The organism is Ureibacillus sp. FSL K6-0786 (assembly GCF_037965165.1).
Taxonomy (GTDB): Bacteria; Bacillota; Bacilli; order Bacillales_A; family Planococcaceae; genus Ureibacillus; species Ureibacillus thermosphaericus.
In genome coordinates this window covers 584,453-601,609 of the sequence record NZ_CP150191.1, presented here as the reverse complement: position 1 = coordinate 601,609, position 17,157 = coordinate 584,453, and the positions used below count along the sequence as shown (strand labels likewise).

Below are 17,157 nucleotides of genomic sequence, written 5' to 3'. Positions count from 1 at the left end.
GGGCAGGCAGGTGGAAAATAAAGTAGTCATTCGAATCACGATTATTTCTTTTATTGTAGGGTTAATGATTGCTGTTCAATATAATACAATACAAAAACCTGAATCACGAGATACTAGAGACATTTGGGAAATACGTCAAGAGCTATCAGAAGAAAAAAAAGTGCACTCTGAACTATTAAACGAAATTGTTTCATTAAAAAAAATTGCAGCAGAATATGAAGATGCAAACATTGAAGAACAAGGAAAAGTATTACAATCAACTGTTGACAATTTAAAAAAGAGGGTAGGTCTGACAAAGGTGGTTGGTCCAGGAGTTCATTTAAATATTAGGCCTGCAGAAGAGTTGATTCTGAGCGGCTATAAAGTGGAACCAATATCCCCTGATCTTTTAATTAGACTTGTGAACGAAATATATCGTTATAACGGTCTTTATATTGAAATAGATGGACAGAGAATTGTCCATACTACTGCCATTCGGGATATTAATGGAAAAACGACAGTCAACAGTGTTCCAATAAGCAATTCAAATGTAGATATTTATATTATTACGGAAAACTTTGAACAAGCAGAAAAACTTCATAGCTATTTATATGCTTCGACTTTTCAAGATGATTTTTATCTCGATAATTTGAAGTTGACAATACACCCAGCAAAAGAGGAGATTACGATTGATGCCTATGATGGGGATTTGACTAATACTTATTTGCTGAAAAGTGAAGGGGATTAGAATATGTGGTTACCATTTTTAGGATTAGTATTAGGATTAACTTTAGGTTTATTGACCGATATTCAAATTCCTTCAGTTTATGAAAATTACTTATCAATAGCTGTACTTGCTGCGCTAGATACAATTGTTGGAGGAATTCGGGCAAATTTGCAACAAGTTTACGATGATAAGGTGTTTATCACAGGTTTTTTCTTTAATATCGCGTTAGCTATTGGACTAGCTTTTTTAGGTGTCCATTTGGGAGTAGACTTATATTTAGCAGCGGTATTTGCTTTTGGAGTCAGACTTTTTCAAAATATTGCAATCATTCGACGAATTTTGATACAAAAGTGGGAAGACAGACATGTAAAAAAGGATGAAAAAACTGTATAATAGCAGTAGAATTTATTATGTATTATGTTATACAAGAATTTACTTAGACATATATAGTATTTTAAAATAAAATGAGTGTAGTAGCATTCGAAGGAGGTGCGGTGAGATGAACCATCAAAATATATATATTTCACTCGATATAGGTTCCTCTTCTATTAAAGTATTAATTGGTGATGTAACAGATGGCCAGTTGCATGTTATAGGAGTTGGAAATGTCAAAACGAATGGCGTTAGAAAAGGTGCAATTGTTGATATAGATGCAACCGTTCAATCAATTAAAAAAGCCGTTGAACAGGCAGAACGAATGACAGGAATTCAAATTCGAGAGGTCGTTTTAGGTATACCTGCAAATCAAACAGCCTTACAGCCAGTGAAAGGTGTTGTGGCAGTTAATAGCGAAAATCGTGAAATTACAGATGATGAATTAGAGCGAGTGTTTGAATCTGCTCAAGTGATGTCGATACCACCAGAGCGGGAACTTGTCAATTTAATTCCAAAACAATTTATTGTCGATAACTTGGATGAAATTAAAGATCCCCGCGGCATGATTGGTATTCGACTTGAAATGGATGCCACAATGATTACTACATCTCGCACATTATTGCATAACGTTCTGAGATGTGTAGAGCGTGCAGGACTTGATATTAAAGAAATTTATTTGCAACCCTTGGCAGCAGGATATTTTGCTTTAACGGAAGACGAAAAGAACCAAGGTACCGCATTTATTGATATTGGTGGCGGTTCAACCACGATTGCCGTATTTGAAGATGGCTTGTTAACTCATACAGGAGTCGTTCCGGTCGGTGGCGACCATATTACAAAAGATTTATCCATCATATTAAAAACTCCAACTGAACAAGCCGAAAAAATAAAGAGACAATATGGACATGCCTTCTATGAGGATGCTTCGGAAGAGGAAGTATTTGAAGTGCCAGTTGTAGGTACAGATGCCACAGAAGAGTACAGTCAAAAATTCTTAGCGGAAATTATCAGTTCCCGTTTGGAAGAATTGTTTGATCTCGTTTTAGACGAATTAGCTCGCTTGGGAGTAAGAGATTTACCTGGTGGAATCGTTATTTCAGGCGGTGTTGCTTCATTAGAAGGTATTGCTCAACTTGCACGCCAAGTTTTGCAAACGCGCGTGAGAATTTATATTCCTGATTATATCGGGGTTCGAGAACCTTCATTTACAACTGCTGTTGGCTTAATTTGTTATGCACATATGGAAGATGAATTTTTTGGAAGAAGCCCGGTATCGAAAGCACCTGTTTATCAAGCGGTAGGTTCAGTTACTACTCCTCCTAAAAAACAATCTCATGCATCTGAAAAAGCTGATAACGGTAATAAATCGAGCGTTATCGATAAAGCAAAAAGGTTATTTGATAAATTTTTTGAATAAATAAAAAGAAGAATATAAAAAAACTTAGACTAGTGTGGCAGGAGGAGAAAGAATGTTAGAATTTGATACGAATATTGACCAGCTAGCCAATATTAAAGTAATTGGTGTAGGCGGCGGTGGAAATAATGCTGTAAATAGAATGATTGAACATGGAGTTCAAGGTGTTGAATTTATTGCAGTAAATACAGATGCTCAAGCTTTAAAACTATCAAAAGCGGAAATAAAATTACAGATTGGTAGTAAACTGACTCGTGGATTAGGTGCAGGGGCAAATCCTGAAATAGGTAAAAAAGCTGCTGAAGAAAGTAGAGAACAAATTGAAGAAGTTGTTCGTGGAGCAGATATGGTATTTGTCACTGCAGGCATGGGTGGAGGAACTGGAACAGGTGCCGCACCAGTTATCTCACAAATTGCAAAGGATTTGGGAGCATTAACTGTTGGGGTTGTGACAAGACCGTTTTCTTTTGAAGGTAAGAAGAGACAAACACAGGCAATTAGTGGTATTGCTGCAATGAAAGAAGCGGTGGATACTCTGATTGTCATTCCGAATGATAAATTATTACAAATTGTGGATAAAAGCACTCCAATGCTTGAAGCTTTCCGTGAAGCTGACAACGTATTACGTCAAGGGGTGCAAGGGATTTCCGACTTGATAGCTACACCAGGTCTCATCAACTTAGACTTTGCGGACGTAAAGACAATTATGTCCAATAAGGGATCAGCACTAATGGGTATCGGTATTGCTTCTGGCGAAAATCGTGCGACTGAAGCTGCGAAAAAAGCGATTTCCAGTCCACTACTTGAAACTTCCATTGATGGCGCGAAAGGTGTCATTATGAATATTACTGGAGGAACAAATTTAAGTCTATTTGAAGTGCAAGAAGCAGCTGATATCGTTGCGTCTGCATCTGATGAAGAAGTGAATATGATCTTTGGATCAGTGATTAACGAAAACTTAAATGATGAAATCATTGTAACAGTGATTGCAACGGGCTTTTCAGAAGATGCTGCACCTCAAAACACACAAAGTGTAAGACCTTCTATCAATACTCGTAGCTCACAGCAGAACATAGTTCAACAACAACAACCAATGCGGGAACGCAATGTAGAACCGCAACAGCAAGCGGAATATAATCGCAATCAACAAGAAGATATTTTAGACATTCCAACATTTTTAAGAAATCGTCGTCATCGAAACCAATAACTATTTTAAATTAAGAAATAATGTTACACAAAAATTGAAAATTCGACATTTTCTCAAATAAAATATTTATCTATCAACGAAAAAAGTAGCAAAGGAACAATATAGCGTATTAAAAATTACGCTAGATTGTTCCTTTTTTTATGCATATTTTCTCGGTATATGCAATATTTTGTCAATAAAAACTCCACTTTCCCTACAACGTTTTGACATTTTCCACATGGAGACAGTGATAATCTATCAATAGGAGGACGCTAAAATGATTGGAGAATTACTCGTACTATACAATACGTTATTTAATTACTTTTTATTAAAGTTTACGAAGGAAATAACGGGATTGTATGTAAGGAAAAGAAGATTGTTATTTAGTGCATTCATTAGCGGACTCGTGTCTTCAATACTTTATCACACATTTATAGGAGCAGTTGCAAGTTTTCTTTTATTAATTGGACTCGCTTTCTCCTTTCGAATTCAAACACTGTTGAAACAAGGAACAGTGTTGCTTGTTGCCACCTTTTTTCTAGGTGGGTTGCTCACAAGTTTATTACCTTTTTTACTTAGACAATCGGATCTTATTTTTTTTATCTTTTGTTTAAGTATCGCTGTTCTTAGTTTAACTTTTATTCATTCGAAATGGAGAAATATGACAAAAGAAAGGTTGCAACAATCCTTTGTCGTTGATTGTGAATTAGAGCTATTTCAAAAAACATATTCGTTGAAAGGATTCATTGATACGGGAAATGAATGTGTGGAACCGATTAGCGGAAAACCGGTTCATTTCTTATCGTATCAAGCGGTAGAAGAAAAATTGCCAAAAGAGTTAAAAGAAGGTTTGCTTACGTGGGACGACAAGAATCCTTATCAACTAACAATGTTTCCTAGCTTTATGTACCCTAAAATCAGAATTTTGACATTGTCAACGGTCCAAAAAGAAACGTCAACCGCATTAGCATTTCGTTTTGACCGTCTGATTCTTTACGGAAACGTAAAGAAGGAAATATTGGATGAATATGTAGTTTTTACTAGACACGATGCTCGTTTTCCGCAGAATGCACAAATGATACTCCACGTTTTAGCGTTGAACTAATTCATAAAGGGGGAGAATGGTTGTTTGAAAAACTGAAAGAACTGATCACGAGAATATTTAGTAAGTTTCGCACTAAAAAAACATACTATATAGGAGGTCATGATTCATTGCCGGTACCATTGTCTAGAGAAGAAGAAATGTCAGTAATAGAAGCCTTTATGAATGGTGATATGAAAGCTCGCGATACATTAATTGAAAGAAATCTACGTCTTGTTGTATATATTGCAAGACGTTTTGATAACACAGGTACACCTATTGAAGATTTAATTAGTATTGGCTCTATCGGATTAATAAAGGCAATTGAAACTTACAATAAAGAAAAGAATATTAAACTTGCCACATACGCTTCTCGATGCATTGAAAATGAAATTTTAATGCATTTAAGAAAGACAAGTCGTATGAAGGGTGAAGTTTCTTTAGATGAACCATTAAACTCAGATCCAGACGGTAATGAATTGCTACTATCAGATATTTTAGGCACAGATGAAGAAATTATTATGAATGATGTTGAGAAGAAAATTGAACGTGCGTCGATGTTTGAAGCAATTAACGGATTAAGCGAGAGAGAAAGATACATTATGGAATGCAGATTCGGTTTAAACGGTAAAAAAGAAATGACGCAAAAAGAAGTTGCGGATCACTTAGGAATTTCTCAATCATATATTTCTCGCTTAGAAAAGAAAATTATTTCCGAGTTAAGAGAATCCTTAAACCAACCAATCTCATAAAGAATTGGCTGAAATTGGACTAGTAACAATACGCATATTCTTTTCCTTTTCGGACAAACTTAAAAAACAATCCAAGAGATAAAAAGTCTGGAGGAAAAGAAGATGGTGCGTACAAAAGTTGAGCTTTGTGGTGTTGATACTGCTTCTTTGCCAGTATTAAAACATGAAGAAATGAGAGAGCTATTTGTTCGTTTGAAAAACGGAGAAACATGGGTTAGAGATGAATTGGTTATTTGTAATCTACGTCTGGTACTGAGTATCGTCGGCAGATTCTCTTATCGAGGTGAACAAGCAGATGACCTATTCCAAGTTGGATGTATCGGATTATTAAAAGCCATCGACCATTTCGATTTAAAGCATAATGTAAGATTTTCAACATATGCTGTACCAATGATTATTGGTGAGATTCGAAGACACTTAAGAGATCATCATGCTCTTCGCGTATCAAGATCTTTAAGAGATATAGCTTATAAAGCAATGCAGGCAAAAGAAAAATTCATATCTGAAAATTTATATGAGCCAACAATTGAACAAATAGCTGAAATGATTGACATGAAAAAAGAAGATGTGCTATATGCTTTAGATGCGATACAAGATCCACTATCTCTTCAAGAGCCGATTTATTCCGATGGTGGAGATGCAGTATATATCATGGACCAATTAAGGGATGAAGCCGTGTCAGAAGACCAATGGGTTGCGTATGTTAGTGTAAAAGAAAGTATTCAAAAGCTCGATGAACGTCAACAATTAATTCTTGCAAAACGCTTCTACTATGGCGAAACACAAACAGAAATAGCAAAATCCCTTGGAATATCACAAGCTCAAATTTCTAGACTTGAAAAGAATGCGATTGAAACCATGCAAAAAGACTATAAATTAGGATAAGGATCATCACTGTAAAATCCGACGCACTTTTCACAAGTGCGTTTTTATTTTTATAAAGAATAGTATAGGTCCTATCGAGTATGCTTTTGTCGTAAAATAGATTAAATTTTATCTTCTCATCGCTGCTCTAGAATAAATTCAAAAGTATTTTGAAGTTTTCTGAACGAAGTTTTGTATTTTCTTGAAGTAATCATTAATTGAAAGGAGATTCAATTGAAATTTTCAGTAGTTCAACAAAAGGAAATAATTGAGGCGGGCAGTGGCAGATTTATCGGGTACATTATCGATGCAGAAGTTTGTGAACAAACCGGAATGATTACAGCTTTTCTTGTATCAGAACCAAAAAAGTTTTTAACCTTTCTACAAGGTGAAGAACCTGTTCGCAAAGTATTCATCAACGATATTTTAGTAATCGGCAAAGATGTCATTTTAGTAAAAGGGGTTTCTTAATTATTGGTATTCATTGAAAAATAGAGATTTGATTGTTAAAATGAAAGAAACTATAGTTGTAAAGATGGGATTATTATGGCAAGTATTCGCGAAAACTTAGAAATTATTCAACAAAGAATAGAAGGAGCCAAAAATAGAGCAGGCCGACAACATGATAATATTCAAATTATTGCAGTAACAAAACAAGTATCTGTTGAACGCACGAAAGAAGTATTAAATGTAGGATTAATTCATCTTGGCGAAAATCGTCCAGAAGGATTACTTGCGAAAAAAGAATCGATTCAAGATCAAGCTGCTTGGCATTATATTGGCACCCTACAATCAAAAAAAGTAAAAAAAGTCATTAATGAAATTGATTATTTACATTCATTGGATCGTATGAGCTTAGCGGAAGAAATTGAAAAGCGAGCAATAAAACCAGTAAAATGTTTTGTTCAAGCAAATGTTTCAGGTGAAGAATCAAAACATGGCTTAAGCAAAGAAGAAGTGATTCCTTTCATTCAATCTTTAGAAAAATTCAGCAAAATTCAAGTAGTCGGTTTAATGACAATGGCTCCAAATACAGAGAACGAAGAAATTATTCGAAAAGTTTTTCGTGATTTAAAAGAATTACAACAAGAGGTTATGAAACTGAATTTACCGTATGCACCATGCCAAGAGTTATCGATGGGGATGTCCAACGACTATGAGATTGCTATTGAAGAAGGTGCAACTTTTATAAGAATCGGAACAGCTCTTGTAGGATAGGAGGTTGAAAAGATGGGCATGATTAGCAAATTAAAAAATTTCTTTTACTTAGATGAAGAAGAAGAGCAAGAAATTCAACCAACAGCAAAAGAACCAGTTTCATTACCACAAGAGACTGTAACTAGGAAAACGAAAAAAATTGTCAATAGCCATGGTGAAGAGAAAACGTTAAATGTTATTAATATTCAATCTGCAAATTCATTGAAAAACGCCAAAGTCGTTATAGTAGAGCCAAGGGTGTATGCTGAAGCACAAGATATCTCTGAGCATTTAAAAAATAAACGTGCCATCATCGTCAATCTTCAACGAATTGACCATGAGGCTGGAAAGCGCATCATTGATTTTTTAAGCGGCACCGTATATGCTCTAGGTGGGGATATTCAGCGAATTGGTGACAATATTTTTCTATGCACTCCAGAAAATGTTGAAGTGCAAGGTGAAATTTCCAATTATTATTACGACGATATCTAAAATAGAGAGGTAATTAGGAATTTATGGCAATCATACAAATCATATCGATAGGATTTCAAATTTATTCATTAATGTTGATTATTTATATCTTAATGTCTTGGGTTCCAGCATCTAGAGGTACTGCTTTTGGTCAGATATTAGAAAAGTTTTGTGAACCTTATTTAGGGTTTTTCCGAAAATTTATTCCACCGATTGGAATGATTGATTTTTCACCAATTATCGCCTTAATTGTTCTCACATTTATTGAGCGTGGAGTTTATAAAGTATTAAGTTATATTCTATTTTAACGATGGGTGCGGCTCAAAGAAGAGTCACATCCTTTTTATATAATGTTCTTTATTTTCTGAATTATTCATGAGAGAGTTGACGACATGCAGAATATTTTGCAACATTTTCGAAAAGATGAACAACCATTTATCGAACGTGTCATTGAATGGAAAAAAGAAGTGGAAGATCGATATGCCCCGAAATTAACCGTGTTCTTAGATCCGAGAGAACAACATATAGTACAATCCATTATTGGAACTCATGATGAAATTAACGTTTATAGTGAAGGGGCGTTTCAAGAAGCGGAAAGGAAAAGACTGTACATTGCCCCATCCTATTTTGAACCAACTATAAAAGATTTTGAAATTATCATATTAAAATTAACATTCCCTTCCAAGTTCGTTGAATTAAGGCACCCGGATGTGTTAGGAGCTTTGCTTTCCTTAGGAATTGACCGCAAACATTTTGGGGACATCCGCATTGATAAGGAAATTATTCAGTTTGCCTGTACAAAAGAGATTGCGCTATACGTGAAAACTAATTTGACGAAAATCGGCAGGGTAAATGTGCGGATTGATGAATTAGAAAACATGGAAGAGCTAATTCTTCCGCAAGATGAATGGATAGAGAAAGTGCTTACTGTATCTTCAATGAGATTAGATGCGATATTATCAAATAGTTTTAATATTTCAAGGCAAAAATCCCAAAACTTAATTCGTGGAGGTAAAGTAAAAGTTAATTTTGCTCTTTGTGAAGAAACATCCTATGAGCTGCAAGAAGGGGATACAATTTCTTGTCGAGGCTTTGGGCGTTTCAAAATTACACGTATTGAAGGGCGAACGAAAAAAGACAAAATTCGATTAACAATAGGACTATTTGAGCGAAAGTAAGATTGTTTTAAAAATTTACTGTAAAGAACTTCATCGAACGTTATAATAATTATAAGCTTACATTTTGACTAAAGGAGTGCGAGACCATGCCACTATCACCTCTTGATATACATAATAAAGAATTTACGAGGGCTTTTCGAGGTTATGCAGAAGACGAAGTAAATGAATTTTTAGATCAAATTATTAAAGATTATGAGCTCATTATTCGAGAGAAAAAAGAGCTTGAAGAAAAGGTAAAACAAATGACTGCTCAAATGGAGCACTATAATACAATGGAAGATACTTTGCAAAAATCGATTGTCGTAGCGCAAGAAGCGGCAGAGGAAGTACGCAGAAATGCTCAACAAGAGGCAAAACTTATCATTAAAGAAGCGGAAAAAAATGCGGATCGTATTGTCAATGAAGCATTAGCAAAAGCACGGAAAATAACAATTGAAATTGATGCATTAAAAAAGCAATCAAAAGTATTCCGAAACCGTTTCAAAATGTTAGTAGAAGCGCAGTTGGACTTGTTGAATGCCGATGATTGGGATCACTTAATGGAATACGATATTGGATTAACGGAGATACAAGAACAATTTAAGTTAGAGGATGAAGAAGAATTTCTTAAAAATAGTACATCAGAACAAGAAAAATTGTAATAATTTTCTTAATACTTGACTGGGTGGTATGATTTTCATATACTGATACACAGGAATTTAATCAACAGGGATAATAGGTGTTGACGGAGACAGTATTTTTTGCTTGCGGCAACTAGCGATTCGAGGGCGGTGGAAGCTCGAACAAGCAGCAAAAAAGAAAATCGCTCCTGAGCCAAATCACTGAAAGGAAAGTAAGTGATTTCGTTTTACACGACGTTACAGTGTCATGAGGCAACGGTCAATTATTTTATTGACGTTGTGAATAAGGGTGGTACCACGGGCAATCGTTTCTCGTCCCTATAGGGATAGAGAAACTTTTTTTATTTTGAGAGTGATTTTCTATTTTGCAAAATCCAAATTTAAAAATACGTATAGGTCAAAATAATTAAAGGAGGAAGTTGAATGGTAGAGTATAAAGATACGTTATTAATGCCTAAAACTGATTTTCCAATGCGTGGAAATCTTCCGGTTAACGAACCAAAAATTCAAGAAAAATGGGAACAAATGAATATTAATAAGCTGGTAAATGACCGTACGAAAGGTCGTCCAGAATTCGTATTACATGATGGTCCTCCATATGCAAACGGGGATATTCATATTGGACATGCATTAAATAAAATCCTTAAAGATATGATTAACCGTCATCGTTCTATGACAGGTTACCATGTTCCATATATTCCAGGTTGGGATACGCACGGGCTTCCAATTGAACATGCGTTAACGAAAAAAGGTGTTAATCGCAAAGAAATGTCAATTGCCGAATTCCGCAAACTTTGCGAAGAATATGCTTACGAACAAATTGAAAATCAAAAGGCCCAATTCAAGCGTTTAGGCGTACGGGGTGATTGGGAAAATCCATACATTACATTAAAACCTGAATTCGAAGCCCGCCAAATTGAAGTGTTCGGCCGCATGGCGGAGAAAGGGTACATTTACAAAGGGTTAAAACCTGTTTACTGGTCTCCGTCTTCCGAGTCTGCATTGGCGGAAGCGGAAATTGAATATAAAGATGTGAAATCACCATCCATTTATGTGAGCTTTGAAATTAAAGACGCAAAAGGCGTTGTTCCTGAAGATGCAAAATTCATCATCTGGACAACTACACCTTGGACAATTCCAGCTAACTTAGGTATTTCTGTTAACCCGGAATTTACGTATGCCGTTGTGAAAGTGGATGGCAACTTATATATCGTTGCAAAAGAATTGATTGAAAACGTTTCAAAAGAAATTGGATGGGAACAAGTTGAAATCGTTCAAGAAGTAAAAGGACAACAATTGGAATATATTGTTGCGAAACATCCATTCTATGACCGCGATTCTTTAGTAATGGTTGGAGAACACGTAACACTCGATGCAGGTACTGGATGTGTTCATACTGCACCTGGACACGGGGAAGACGACTATATCGTAGGGAAAAAATACGGTTTGGACGTATTGAGCCCAATCGATGACCGAGGCTGCTATACTAATGAAGCACCTGGATTTGAAGGCATGTTCTATGATGATGCCAATAAAGTGGTGACTGAAAAATTAAAAGAGGTCGGAGCTTTATTAAAATTAAATTTCTTTACGCACTCCTATCCACATGACTGGCGTACAAAAAAACCGGTTATTTTCCGTGCAACGCCGCAATGGTTCTGTTCCATCGAACCGTTCCGCGATCAATTGTTGGAAGCGATTGAAAATACAACATTTACACCAAGCTGGGGTAAAATTCGCCTTTACAACATGATTCGCGATCGTGGTGACTGGTGTATTTCCCGTCAACGCGCTTGGGGTGTGCCAATTCCGGTATTTTACGCTGAAAATGGAGAAGAAATTATTACACCAGAAACAATTGCTCACGTAGCAAAATTGTTCTGTGAACACGGTTCAAATATTTGGTTTGAAAAAGAAGCAAAAGATTTATTACCTGAAGGTTTTACTCATCCAGGCAGTCCAAACGGAAAATTTACGAAAGAAAAAGATATTATGGACGTGTGGTTCGATTCTGGTTCCACTCACCAAGGTGTGCTTGTTGAACGAGGCATGAAATATCCTGCTGACCTTTATTTAGAAGGTTCTGACCAATATCGTGGATGGTTTAACTCATCGTTAATTACATCTGTTGCAATTAATGGACATGCTCCATATAAAGGGCTTTTATCTCATGGGTTCGTTTTAGATGGTGAAGGACGCAAAATGAGTAAATCCCTTGGAAACGTCATCGCTCCTGAACAAGTGATGAAACAATATGGTGCGGATATTCTTCGTCTATGGGTTGCTTCTGTAGATTATACAGGTGATGTTCGTATTTCGATGGACATGTTAAAACAAATTTCTGAAGTGTATCGTAAAATCCGAAATACGCTTCGTTATTTACACGGGAATCTATATGATTTCAATCCAAAAACGGACCGAGTTCCATATGAAGAATTGCGTGAAGTGGATCAATATATGTACATGCGCTTGCAGGATGTATTAAAACAAGTGCGTGCTGCATATGACAGATATGATTTCTCAGCAGTTTATCATTCCATCAACAACTTTGTGTCTGTTGAATTGTCAGCATTCTATTTAGATGTTGCGAAAGACGTAGTATATATTGAGGCGCCAAACAATCCAGCTCGCCGTGCGATGCAATCAGTGATGTATGATTGCTTGCATACATTATTAAAGGTTCTAACACCAATCATCCCACATACGACGGATGAATTATGGTCATATTTAAATGAAGAAGAAGCTTCTGTTCAATTAACAGACTTCCCAGAAGTTGATGAACGCAGCAACTTCAAAGAACTTCGTGAAAAATGGAATCAAGTGATGGAGATTCGTGACGAAGTATTAAAAGCTTTAGAAGAGGCACGAAACGCGAAAATCATTGGTAAACCATTAGATGCAAAAGTGGCTGTTTATGCAGATGATGAAGAAGTATTAGCATTATTAAATGATGAACATGTTGACTTTAAACAAATTTCACTCGTATCACAATTTGTTGTTCTAGGCAATAGAAAAGATGCACCAAACAATGCTGTAGAGTTAGATAAAACATCCATCGCTGTTGAGAAAGCGAATGGCGAAAAATGCGAACGTTGCTGGTCTTATGCTGAAACTGTTGGACAAAACGAAAAACATTCAACATTGTGTGCTCGCTGTGCAGAAATTGTAATCAATCATTACGAATAATTAATAGACCGCTTTTGAATTACTTATGTAATTCAAGGGCGGTTTTTTTGTTTGCAAATACATCTTTTTTTATAAAATGATTAGTAGAAGAAATTTAATGGAACGATTCATGAATTTTTAAGGTTGTTACAAAAGATTTTTTCCATTTAATGGAGTGGTTTACACTGTATCCGCATAAGTTGAAGGATTATCTTCACGAGTGGGAAGTGTATCCACACAAGTTGAAAAATTATCTGCACGAGTGGGAAGTGTATCCACACAAGTTGAAAAATTATTTGCACGAGTGAGGAGTGTATTTGCACAAGTTAAAGAATTATCTGCACGAGCGGAAAGGAAGCAATGAAGATATCTGCGCAAGTGCGAAAGGCAAACGCACAAGTAGGAGGATTATCATATTAAATGGAAGTAGTATTTACACAATATTTTTTTTTTACATAGGAATTGAAATAAAAGGAATAGTTTCTCTGTATTAATTGAAGGAATATGTTAGAATAATGAAGATATATAGGCAAACGGGGGAAAGAATGTGTTTAAATACTACGTTTTAGCACTATTCATCATATTGATTGATCAAATTACAAAATGGTTTATCGTGACGAGGATGCAAATAGGTGATAGGATTGGCATTTGGGATCCTTGGATTGGTATTTTAAGTCATCGAAATCGTGGAGCAGCTTGGGGAATGCTTCAAGGACAAATGTGGATTTTTTATATTGTCACGATTATTGTAATTGTCGGTGTGATTTATTATTTTCATAAAGAAGGAAAAAATAAGCCTTTACTTGGCGTTAGTTTAATGATTTTATTAGGTGGGGCAATCGGCAACTTTATCGATCGAGTTTTTCGAGGTGAAGTGGTTGATTTTATTGATGTTTTCATTCCAATTATCCGCTATGATTTTCCTATTTTTAATGTAGCTGATGCGGCATTGACGATATCCGTAGTCATGTTGATTATTGTGATATTAAAGGAAGATCAAAAAGAACAGAGAAAGGTGAAACAATGACAGTTGTATCCATAACAATTGAAGCAGAACAAGCAGGAGAACGAATTGATAAAGCTTTATCAACTATTCAAGAGGACTGGTCCAGAACACAAATATCAAATTGGATTGAAGAAGGGCTAATAAAAGTAAACGGCAAGGAAGTAAAGGCTAAATATAAAGTAAAAGAAGGGGATTCTATTGAAGTAGATGTTCCCGAACCTGAAATACTTGAAGTAATCCCTGAAAATTTAGAGTTGGATATTGTGTATGAAGATTCTGATGTACTTGTTGTGAATAAACCAAGGGGGATGGTAGTTCATCCTGCCCCAGGACATATGACAGGTACATTAGTGAATGGCTTAATGTATCATTGTAAAGATTTATCTGGAATTAACGGGGTTCTTCGTCCAGGGATTGTTCATCGCATCGATAAAGATACTTCTGGTCTGTTAATGGTTGCTAAAAATGACCAAGCCCATCATTCGCTTGTTGAACAGTTAGTGAATAAAACAGTAAAACGAAAATATACTGCATTAGTTCATGGACATATTCCACATAATAAAGGTACAATTGATGCTCCTATTGGTCGGGATCCGAAAGACCGCCAAAAACAGGCTGTTGTCAACAATGGAAAAGAAGCAATTACTCATTTCCAAGTGTTGGAACGTTTTGGAGGAAAATATACATTAGTGGAATGTCAATTAGAAACAGGACGCACTCATCAAATTCGCGTTCATATGAAATATATTGGTTATCCATTAGTGGGAGATCCGAAATATGGTCCAAAGAAAACGATTGATTTTGGAGGACAAGTTTTACATGCAGGTGTTTTAGGTTTCGTGCATCCTAGAACAAATGAATTTTTGGAATTTGAAGCACCTTTACCTCATGATTTTGTAAATTTACTTGAACAATTAAGAAAAGAGTGTTGACTTGGAAGATAATTAGTTCTATACTTTACAGAAGTAGAATAACATCAAACGACAATAAAATATGAGTACCTTTAATGGCAGTCCAGAGAGGCTGAAAAGGTAATGAGATATGTTGGATGGAATGGGTATAATTATATCTAATTAGGGTGAAGTGTACCCAATTTTACAGGGATTACTGTACTCAATTACTATACCAACATACTATTTTACTGTAACTTCAACCTCTTAAGCTGACGGCTTAAGAGGTTTTTTTGTGCAAAGTGATTGGATTATGAAATAAGGAGGAATTTATGAATGGCTCAAGTCACAGAATTGTTAGACGCACAGGCGATGAACCGAGCGTTAACGAGAATTGCTCACGAAATTATTGAACGAAATAAGGGAATTGACAAAGTTATTTTAGTTGGCATTAGGACTCGCGGTACTTATCTTGCAAGGAGATTGGCTGAGAGAATCGAAAAAATTGAAGGTACAAAAGTTCGCACAGGTGAATTAGATATTACATTATACCGCGATGATTTATCTACGAAATTTGATGAGGACGAGCCAACTGTACAACAAGTGGATATTGATTACGTTGTGAATGATCAAAAAATAGTTCTTGTTGATGACGTGCTCTATACAGGTAGAACTGTACGCGCAGCACTTGATGCAGTGATGGATTTAGGGCGTCCTGCTCAAATTCAGCTTGCTGTATTAATTGACAGAGGACATAGGGAATTGCCAATTCGGGCAGATTATGTAGGGAAAAACATTCCGACTTCCAGTTCTGAAAAAATTGTTGTTCATGTAACAGAAGTAGACGGAAAAGATCAAGTTACTTTACACAAATCAAACTAATGAAGATAGAGAGGTAAAATTATGTCAAATCAAGTTATCGATATTAATGAAAAACCTTCTAGTGGACAACTCATTACATTAAGTTTTCAACATATGTTTGCCATGTTCGGATCGACGATTTTAGTGCCCCAATTAGTTGGGTTAAGTCCAGCGATTGCACTTTTAACAAGCGGTATTGCAACAATAATCTTTTTGATTGTAACACAATTTAAAGTACCAGCTTATTTAGGTTCATCCTTCGCATTTATTGCACCGATGTTATTAGTATCTGGCGGTTTAGATCCAGAGGGTGCAGCAGTGAATCCTGGAAATGCAATGATTGGTGCGATGGCAGTTGGATTAGTATATGGAATTGTTTCATTACTAATATATAAAACCGGCTATAAATGGATTATGAAAATATTGCCAGCTGTTGTAGTAGGACCAGTTATTATGGTAATCGGACTTGGACTTGCTGGAGTAGCGGTAGATATGGCAATGAATATTTCAGTGGAACAAGTAAATTCTGATACAGGTCAAACAGAATTAGTAAAACAATATAGTGGCTGGCATTTTTCAGCAGCATTAGTGACTTTATTTGCAGCGATATTTTTCAACGTGTTCTTTAAAAATATTTTAAGCGCGATGCCAATTCTTTTAGGATTAGTAGTCGGGTATATATATTCCGCAATCATCGGTATCGTAGATTTTACAAAAGTAAAAGAAGCATCATGGTTTGCAGTCCCAGACTTTTTAATTCCTGGAATTCATTATGAGTTTAACGTAACATCAACAATTTTATTAGCCATGGTTCCAATTGTGATCGTAACGATTTCAGAACATATCGGTCACCAACTCGTATTAGGAAAAATCGTTGAACGAAACTATATTAAAGATCCAGGATTGCACCGCTCCATTCTTGGTGATGGTTTAGGTACATTTGTAAGTGCGCTAATTGGTGGTCCACCGAAAACGACTTATGGAGAAAACATTGGTGTATTAGGCATTACGAAAGTGTATTCAGTGTATGTCATCATGGGTGCTGCAGTGATTGCAATATTACTTTCATTCTTCGGTAAAGCAATGGCGTTAGTACAAACAATTCCAACAGCCGTTTTAGGAGGAATCTCCATCCTATTATTCGGTATTATAGCATCAAGTGGTCTTCGAATGGTTGTAGAAAACAAAGTTGATTTTGGTCAAAACCGCAACATGGTTATAGCATCTGTCATTTTAGTGGTGGGAATTGGTGGCGCTGCAATCAGATTTACTGAAGCATTTGCGATTGAAGGTATGGCACTTGCTGCTATTGTTGGCGTTATCTTAAACTTAATCCTTCCGGGTAGAGAAAAGAATATAGAAGAATTTAAATAAGAAGATATTCAATAATC

The 17,157-nt window shown here is 35.9% G+C and carries 19 protein-coding genes and 1 other annotated feature; all 19 genes read left to right on the top strand.

Features of this window, described 5'->3' with window-relative positions; all coding sequences use genetic code 11:
• Positions 1–10 precede the first annotated feature (10 nt).
• The 19 genes from NSQ18_RS03010 (at position 11) to NSQ18_RS02920 (ending at position 17,140) form a co-directional block, all read left to right on the top strand.
• Positions 11–727: a DUF881 domain-containing protein gene (locus NSQ18_RS03010; RefSeq protein ID WP_339288912.1), complete on the top strand. Its 717-nt coding sequence runs from the start codon at positions 11–13 to the stop codon at positions 725–727.
• 3 nt (positions 728–730) lie between these two features.
• Entirely contained in the window at positions 731–1,099 is a 369-nt protein-coding gene (locus tag NSQ18_RS03005) for a small basic family protein (protein ID WP_016837502.1), read from the top strand.
• Positions 1,100–1,205: 106 nt separating this feature from the next.
• Positions 1,206–2,498, top strand: a complete 1,293-nt coding sequence (gene ftsA / locus NSQ18_RS03000) for a cell division protein FtsA (protein WP_016837501.1) — start codon at positions 1,206–1,208, stop codon at positions 2,496–2,498.
• Positions 2,499–2,550: 52 nt separating this feature from the next.
• On the top strand, positions 2,551–3,702 hold the full coding sequence (gene ftsZ / locus NSQ18_RS02995) for a cell division protein FtsZ (RefSeq protein WP_016837500.1): 1,152 nt from the start codon (positions 2,551–2,553) through the stop codon (positions 3,700–3,702).
• A gap of 256 nt (positions 3,703–3,958) precedes the next feature.
• On the top strand, positions 3,959–4,786 hold the full coding sequence (locus NSQ18_RS02990; RefSeq protein ID WP_016837499.1) for a sigma-E processing peptidase SpoIIGA: 828 nt from the start codon (positions 3,959–3,961) through the stop codon (positions 4,784–4,786).
• Between the two features lie 20 nt (positions 4,787–4,806).
• Positions 4,807–5,514: an RNA polymerase sporulation sigma factor SigE gene (gene sigE / locus NSQ18_RS02985; protein ID WP_016837498.1), complete on the top strand. Its 708-nt coding sequence runs from the start codon at positions 4,807–4,809 to the stop codon at positions 5,512–5,514.
• A gap of 105 nt (positions 5,515–5,619) precedes the next feature.
• Entirely contained in the window at positions 5,620–6,399 is a 780-nt protein-coding gene (gene sigG, locus NSQ18_RS02980; RefSeq protein WP_026019001.1) for an RNA polymerase sporulation sigma factor SigG, read from the top strand.
• A 213-nt stretch (positions 6,400–6,612) separates the two neighbouring features.
• Positions 6,613–6,849, top strand: coding sequence for a hypothetical protein (locus tag NSQ18_RS02975; RefSeq protein ID WP_016837496.1), 237 nt, complete (start codon positions 6,613–6,615; stop codon positions 6,847–6,849).
• Between the two features lie 75 nt (positions 6,850–6,924).
• On the top strand, positions 6,925–7,596 hold the full coding sequence (locus NSQ18_RS02970) for a YggS family pyridoxal phosphate-dependent enzyme (RefSeq protein ID WP_016837495.1): 672 nt from the start codon (positions 6,925–6,927) through the stop codon (positions 7,594–7,596).
• Between the two features lie 12 nt (positions 7,597–7,608).
• Positions 7,609–8,067, top strand: coding sequence for a cell division protein SepF (locus tag NSQ18_RS02965; protein WP_016837494.1), 459 nt, complete (start codon positions 7,609–7,611; stop codon positions 8,065–8,067).
• Between the two features lie 23 nt (positions 8,068–8,090).
• Positions 8,091–8,354 carry a YggT family protein gene (locus NSQ18_RS02960; protein WP_016837493.1) on the top strand — a complete coding sequence of 88 codons (264 nt, stop codon included), beginning with the start codon at positions 8,091–8,093 and terminating at the stop codon, positions 8,352–8,354.
• Positions 8,355–8,438: 84 nt separating this feature from the next.
• Entirely contained in the window at positions 8,439–9,224 is a 786-nt protein-coding gene (locus NSQ18_RS02955; protein ID WP_168411952.1) for an RNA-binding protein, read from the top strand.
• 86 nt (positions 9,225–9,310) lie between these two features.
• Positions 9,311–9,865 carry a DivIVA domain-containing protein gene (locus tag NSQ18_RS02950; protein ID WP_016837491.1) on the top strand — a complete coding sequence of 185 codons (555 nt, stop codon included), beginning with the start codon at positions 9,311–9,313 and terminating at the stop codon, positions 9,863–9,865.
• A 71-nt stretch (positions 9,866–9,936) separates the two neighbouring features.
• Positions 9,937–10,167, top strand: a binding site (T-box leader).
• Between the two features lie 100 nt (positions 10,168–10,267).
• On the top strand, positions 10,268–13,030 hold the full coding sequence (gene ileS / locus NSQ18_RS02945; RefSeq protein WP_339288906.1) for an isoleucine--tRNA ligase: 2,763 nt from the start codon (positions 10,268–10,270) through the stop codon (positions 13,028–13,030).
• Positions 13,031–13,229: 199 nt separating this feature from the next.
• Positions 13,230–13,373, top strand: a complete 144-nt coding sequence (locus NSQ18_RS02940; protein ID WP_016837489.1) for a hypothetical protein — start codon at positions 13,230–13,232, stop codon at positions 13,371–13,373.
• A 183-nt stretch (positions 13,374–13,556) separates the two neighbouring features.
• Positions 13,557–14,036: a signal peptidase II gene (lspA, locus tag NSQ18_RS02935; RefSeq protein WP_016837488.1), complete on the top strand. Its 480-nt coding sequence runs from the start codon at positions 13,557–13,559 to the stop codon at positions 14,034–14,036.
• Positions 14,033–14,947: an RluA family pseudouridine synthase gene (locus NSQ18_RS02930; protein WP_168411956.1), complete on the top strand. Its 915-nt coding sequence runs from the start codon at positions 14,033–14,035 to the stop codon at positions 14,945–14,947. The genes lspA and NSQ18_RS02930 overlap by 4 nt, the downstream gene beginning before the upstream one ends.
• Positions 14,948–15,241: 294 nt before the next feature.
• Positions 15,242–15,787: a bifunctional pyr operon transcriptional regulator/uracil phosphoribosyltransferase PyrR gene (gene pyrR, locus NSQ18_RS02925; protein ID WP_016837486.1), complete on the top strand. Its 546-nt coding sequence runs from the start codon at positions 15,242–15,244 to the stop codon at positions 15,785–15,787.
• A gap of 21 nt (positions 15,788–15,808) precedes the next feature.
• Positions 15,809–17,140, top strand: coding sequence for a solute carrier family 23 protein (locus NSQ18_RS02920; protein ID WP_016837485.1), 1,332 nt, complete (start codon positions 15,809–15,811; stop codon positions 17,138–17,140).
• Positions 17,141–17,157 lie beyond the last annotated feature (17 nt).

What these genes read in the sequence shown, in the direction of transcription:
- NSQ18_RS03005 (WP_016837502.1), top strand. Translation starts at nt 731, where the DNA reads ATGTGGTTACCATTTTTAGGATTAGTATTAGGATTAACTTTAGGTTTA.
- ftsA (WP_016837501.1), top strand. Translation starts at nt 1,206, where the DNA reads ATGAACCATCAAAATATATATATTTCACTCGATATAGGTTCCTCTTCT.
- ftsZ (WP_016837500.1), top strand. Translation starts at nt 2,551, where the DNA reads ATGTTAGAATTTGATACGAATATTGACCAGCTAGCCAATATTAAAGTA.
- NSQ18_RS02990 (WP_016837499.1), top strand. Translation starts at nt 3,959, where the DNA reads ATGATTGGAGAATTACTCGTACTATACAATACGTTATTTAATTACTTT.
- NSQ18_RS02970 (WP_016837495.1), top strand. Translation starts at nt 6,925, where the DNA reads ATGGCAAGTATTCGCGAAAACTTAGAAATTATTCAACAAAGAATAGAA.
- NSQ18_RS02965 (WP_016837494.1), top strand. Translation starts at nt 7,609, where the DNA reads ATGGGCATGATTAGCAAATTAAAAAATTTCTTTTACTTAGATGAAGAA.
- NSQ18_RS02960 (WP_016837493.1), top strand. Translation starts at nt 8,091, where the DNA reads ATGGCAATCATACAAATCATATCGATAGGATTTCAAATTTATTCATTA.
- NSQ18_RS02955 (WP_168411952.1), top strand. Translation starts at nt 8,439, where the DNA reads ATGCAGAATATTTTGCAACATTTTCGAAAAGATGAACAACCATTTATC.
- NSQ18_RS02950 (WP_016837491.1), top strand. Translation starts at nt 9,311, where the DNA reads ATGCCACTATCACCTCTTGATATACATAATAAAGAATTTACGAGGGCT.
- ileS (WP_339288906.1), top strand. Translation starts at nt 10,268, where the DNA reads ATGGTAGAGTATAAAGATACGTTATTAATGCCTAAAACTGATTTTCCA.
- NSQ18_RS02930 (WP_168411956.1), top strand. Translation starts at nt 14,033, where the DNA reads ATGACAGTTGTATCCATAACAATTGAAGCAGAACAAGCAGGAGAACGA.
- pyrR (WP_016837486.1), top strand. Translation starts at nt 15,242, where the DNA reads ATGGCTCAAGTCACAGAATTGTTAGACGCACAGGCGATGAACCGAGCG.
- NSQ18_RS02920 (WP_016837485.1), top strand. Translation starts at nt 15,809, where the DNA reads ATGTCAAATCAAGTTATCGATATTAATGAAAAACCTTCTAGTGGACAA.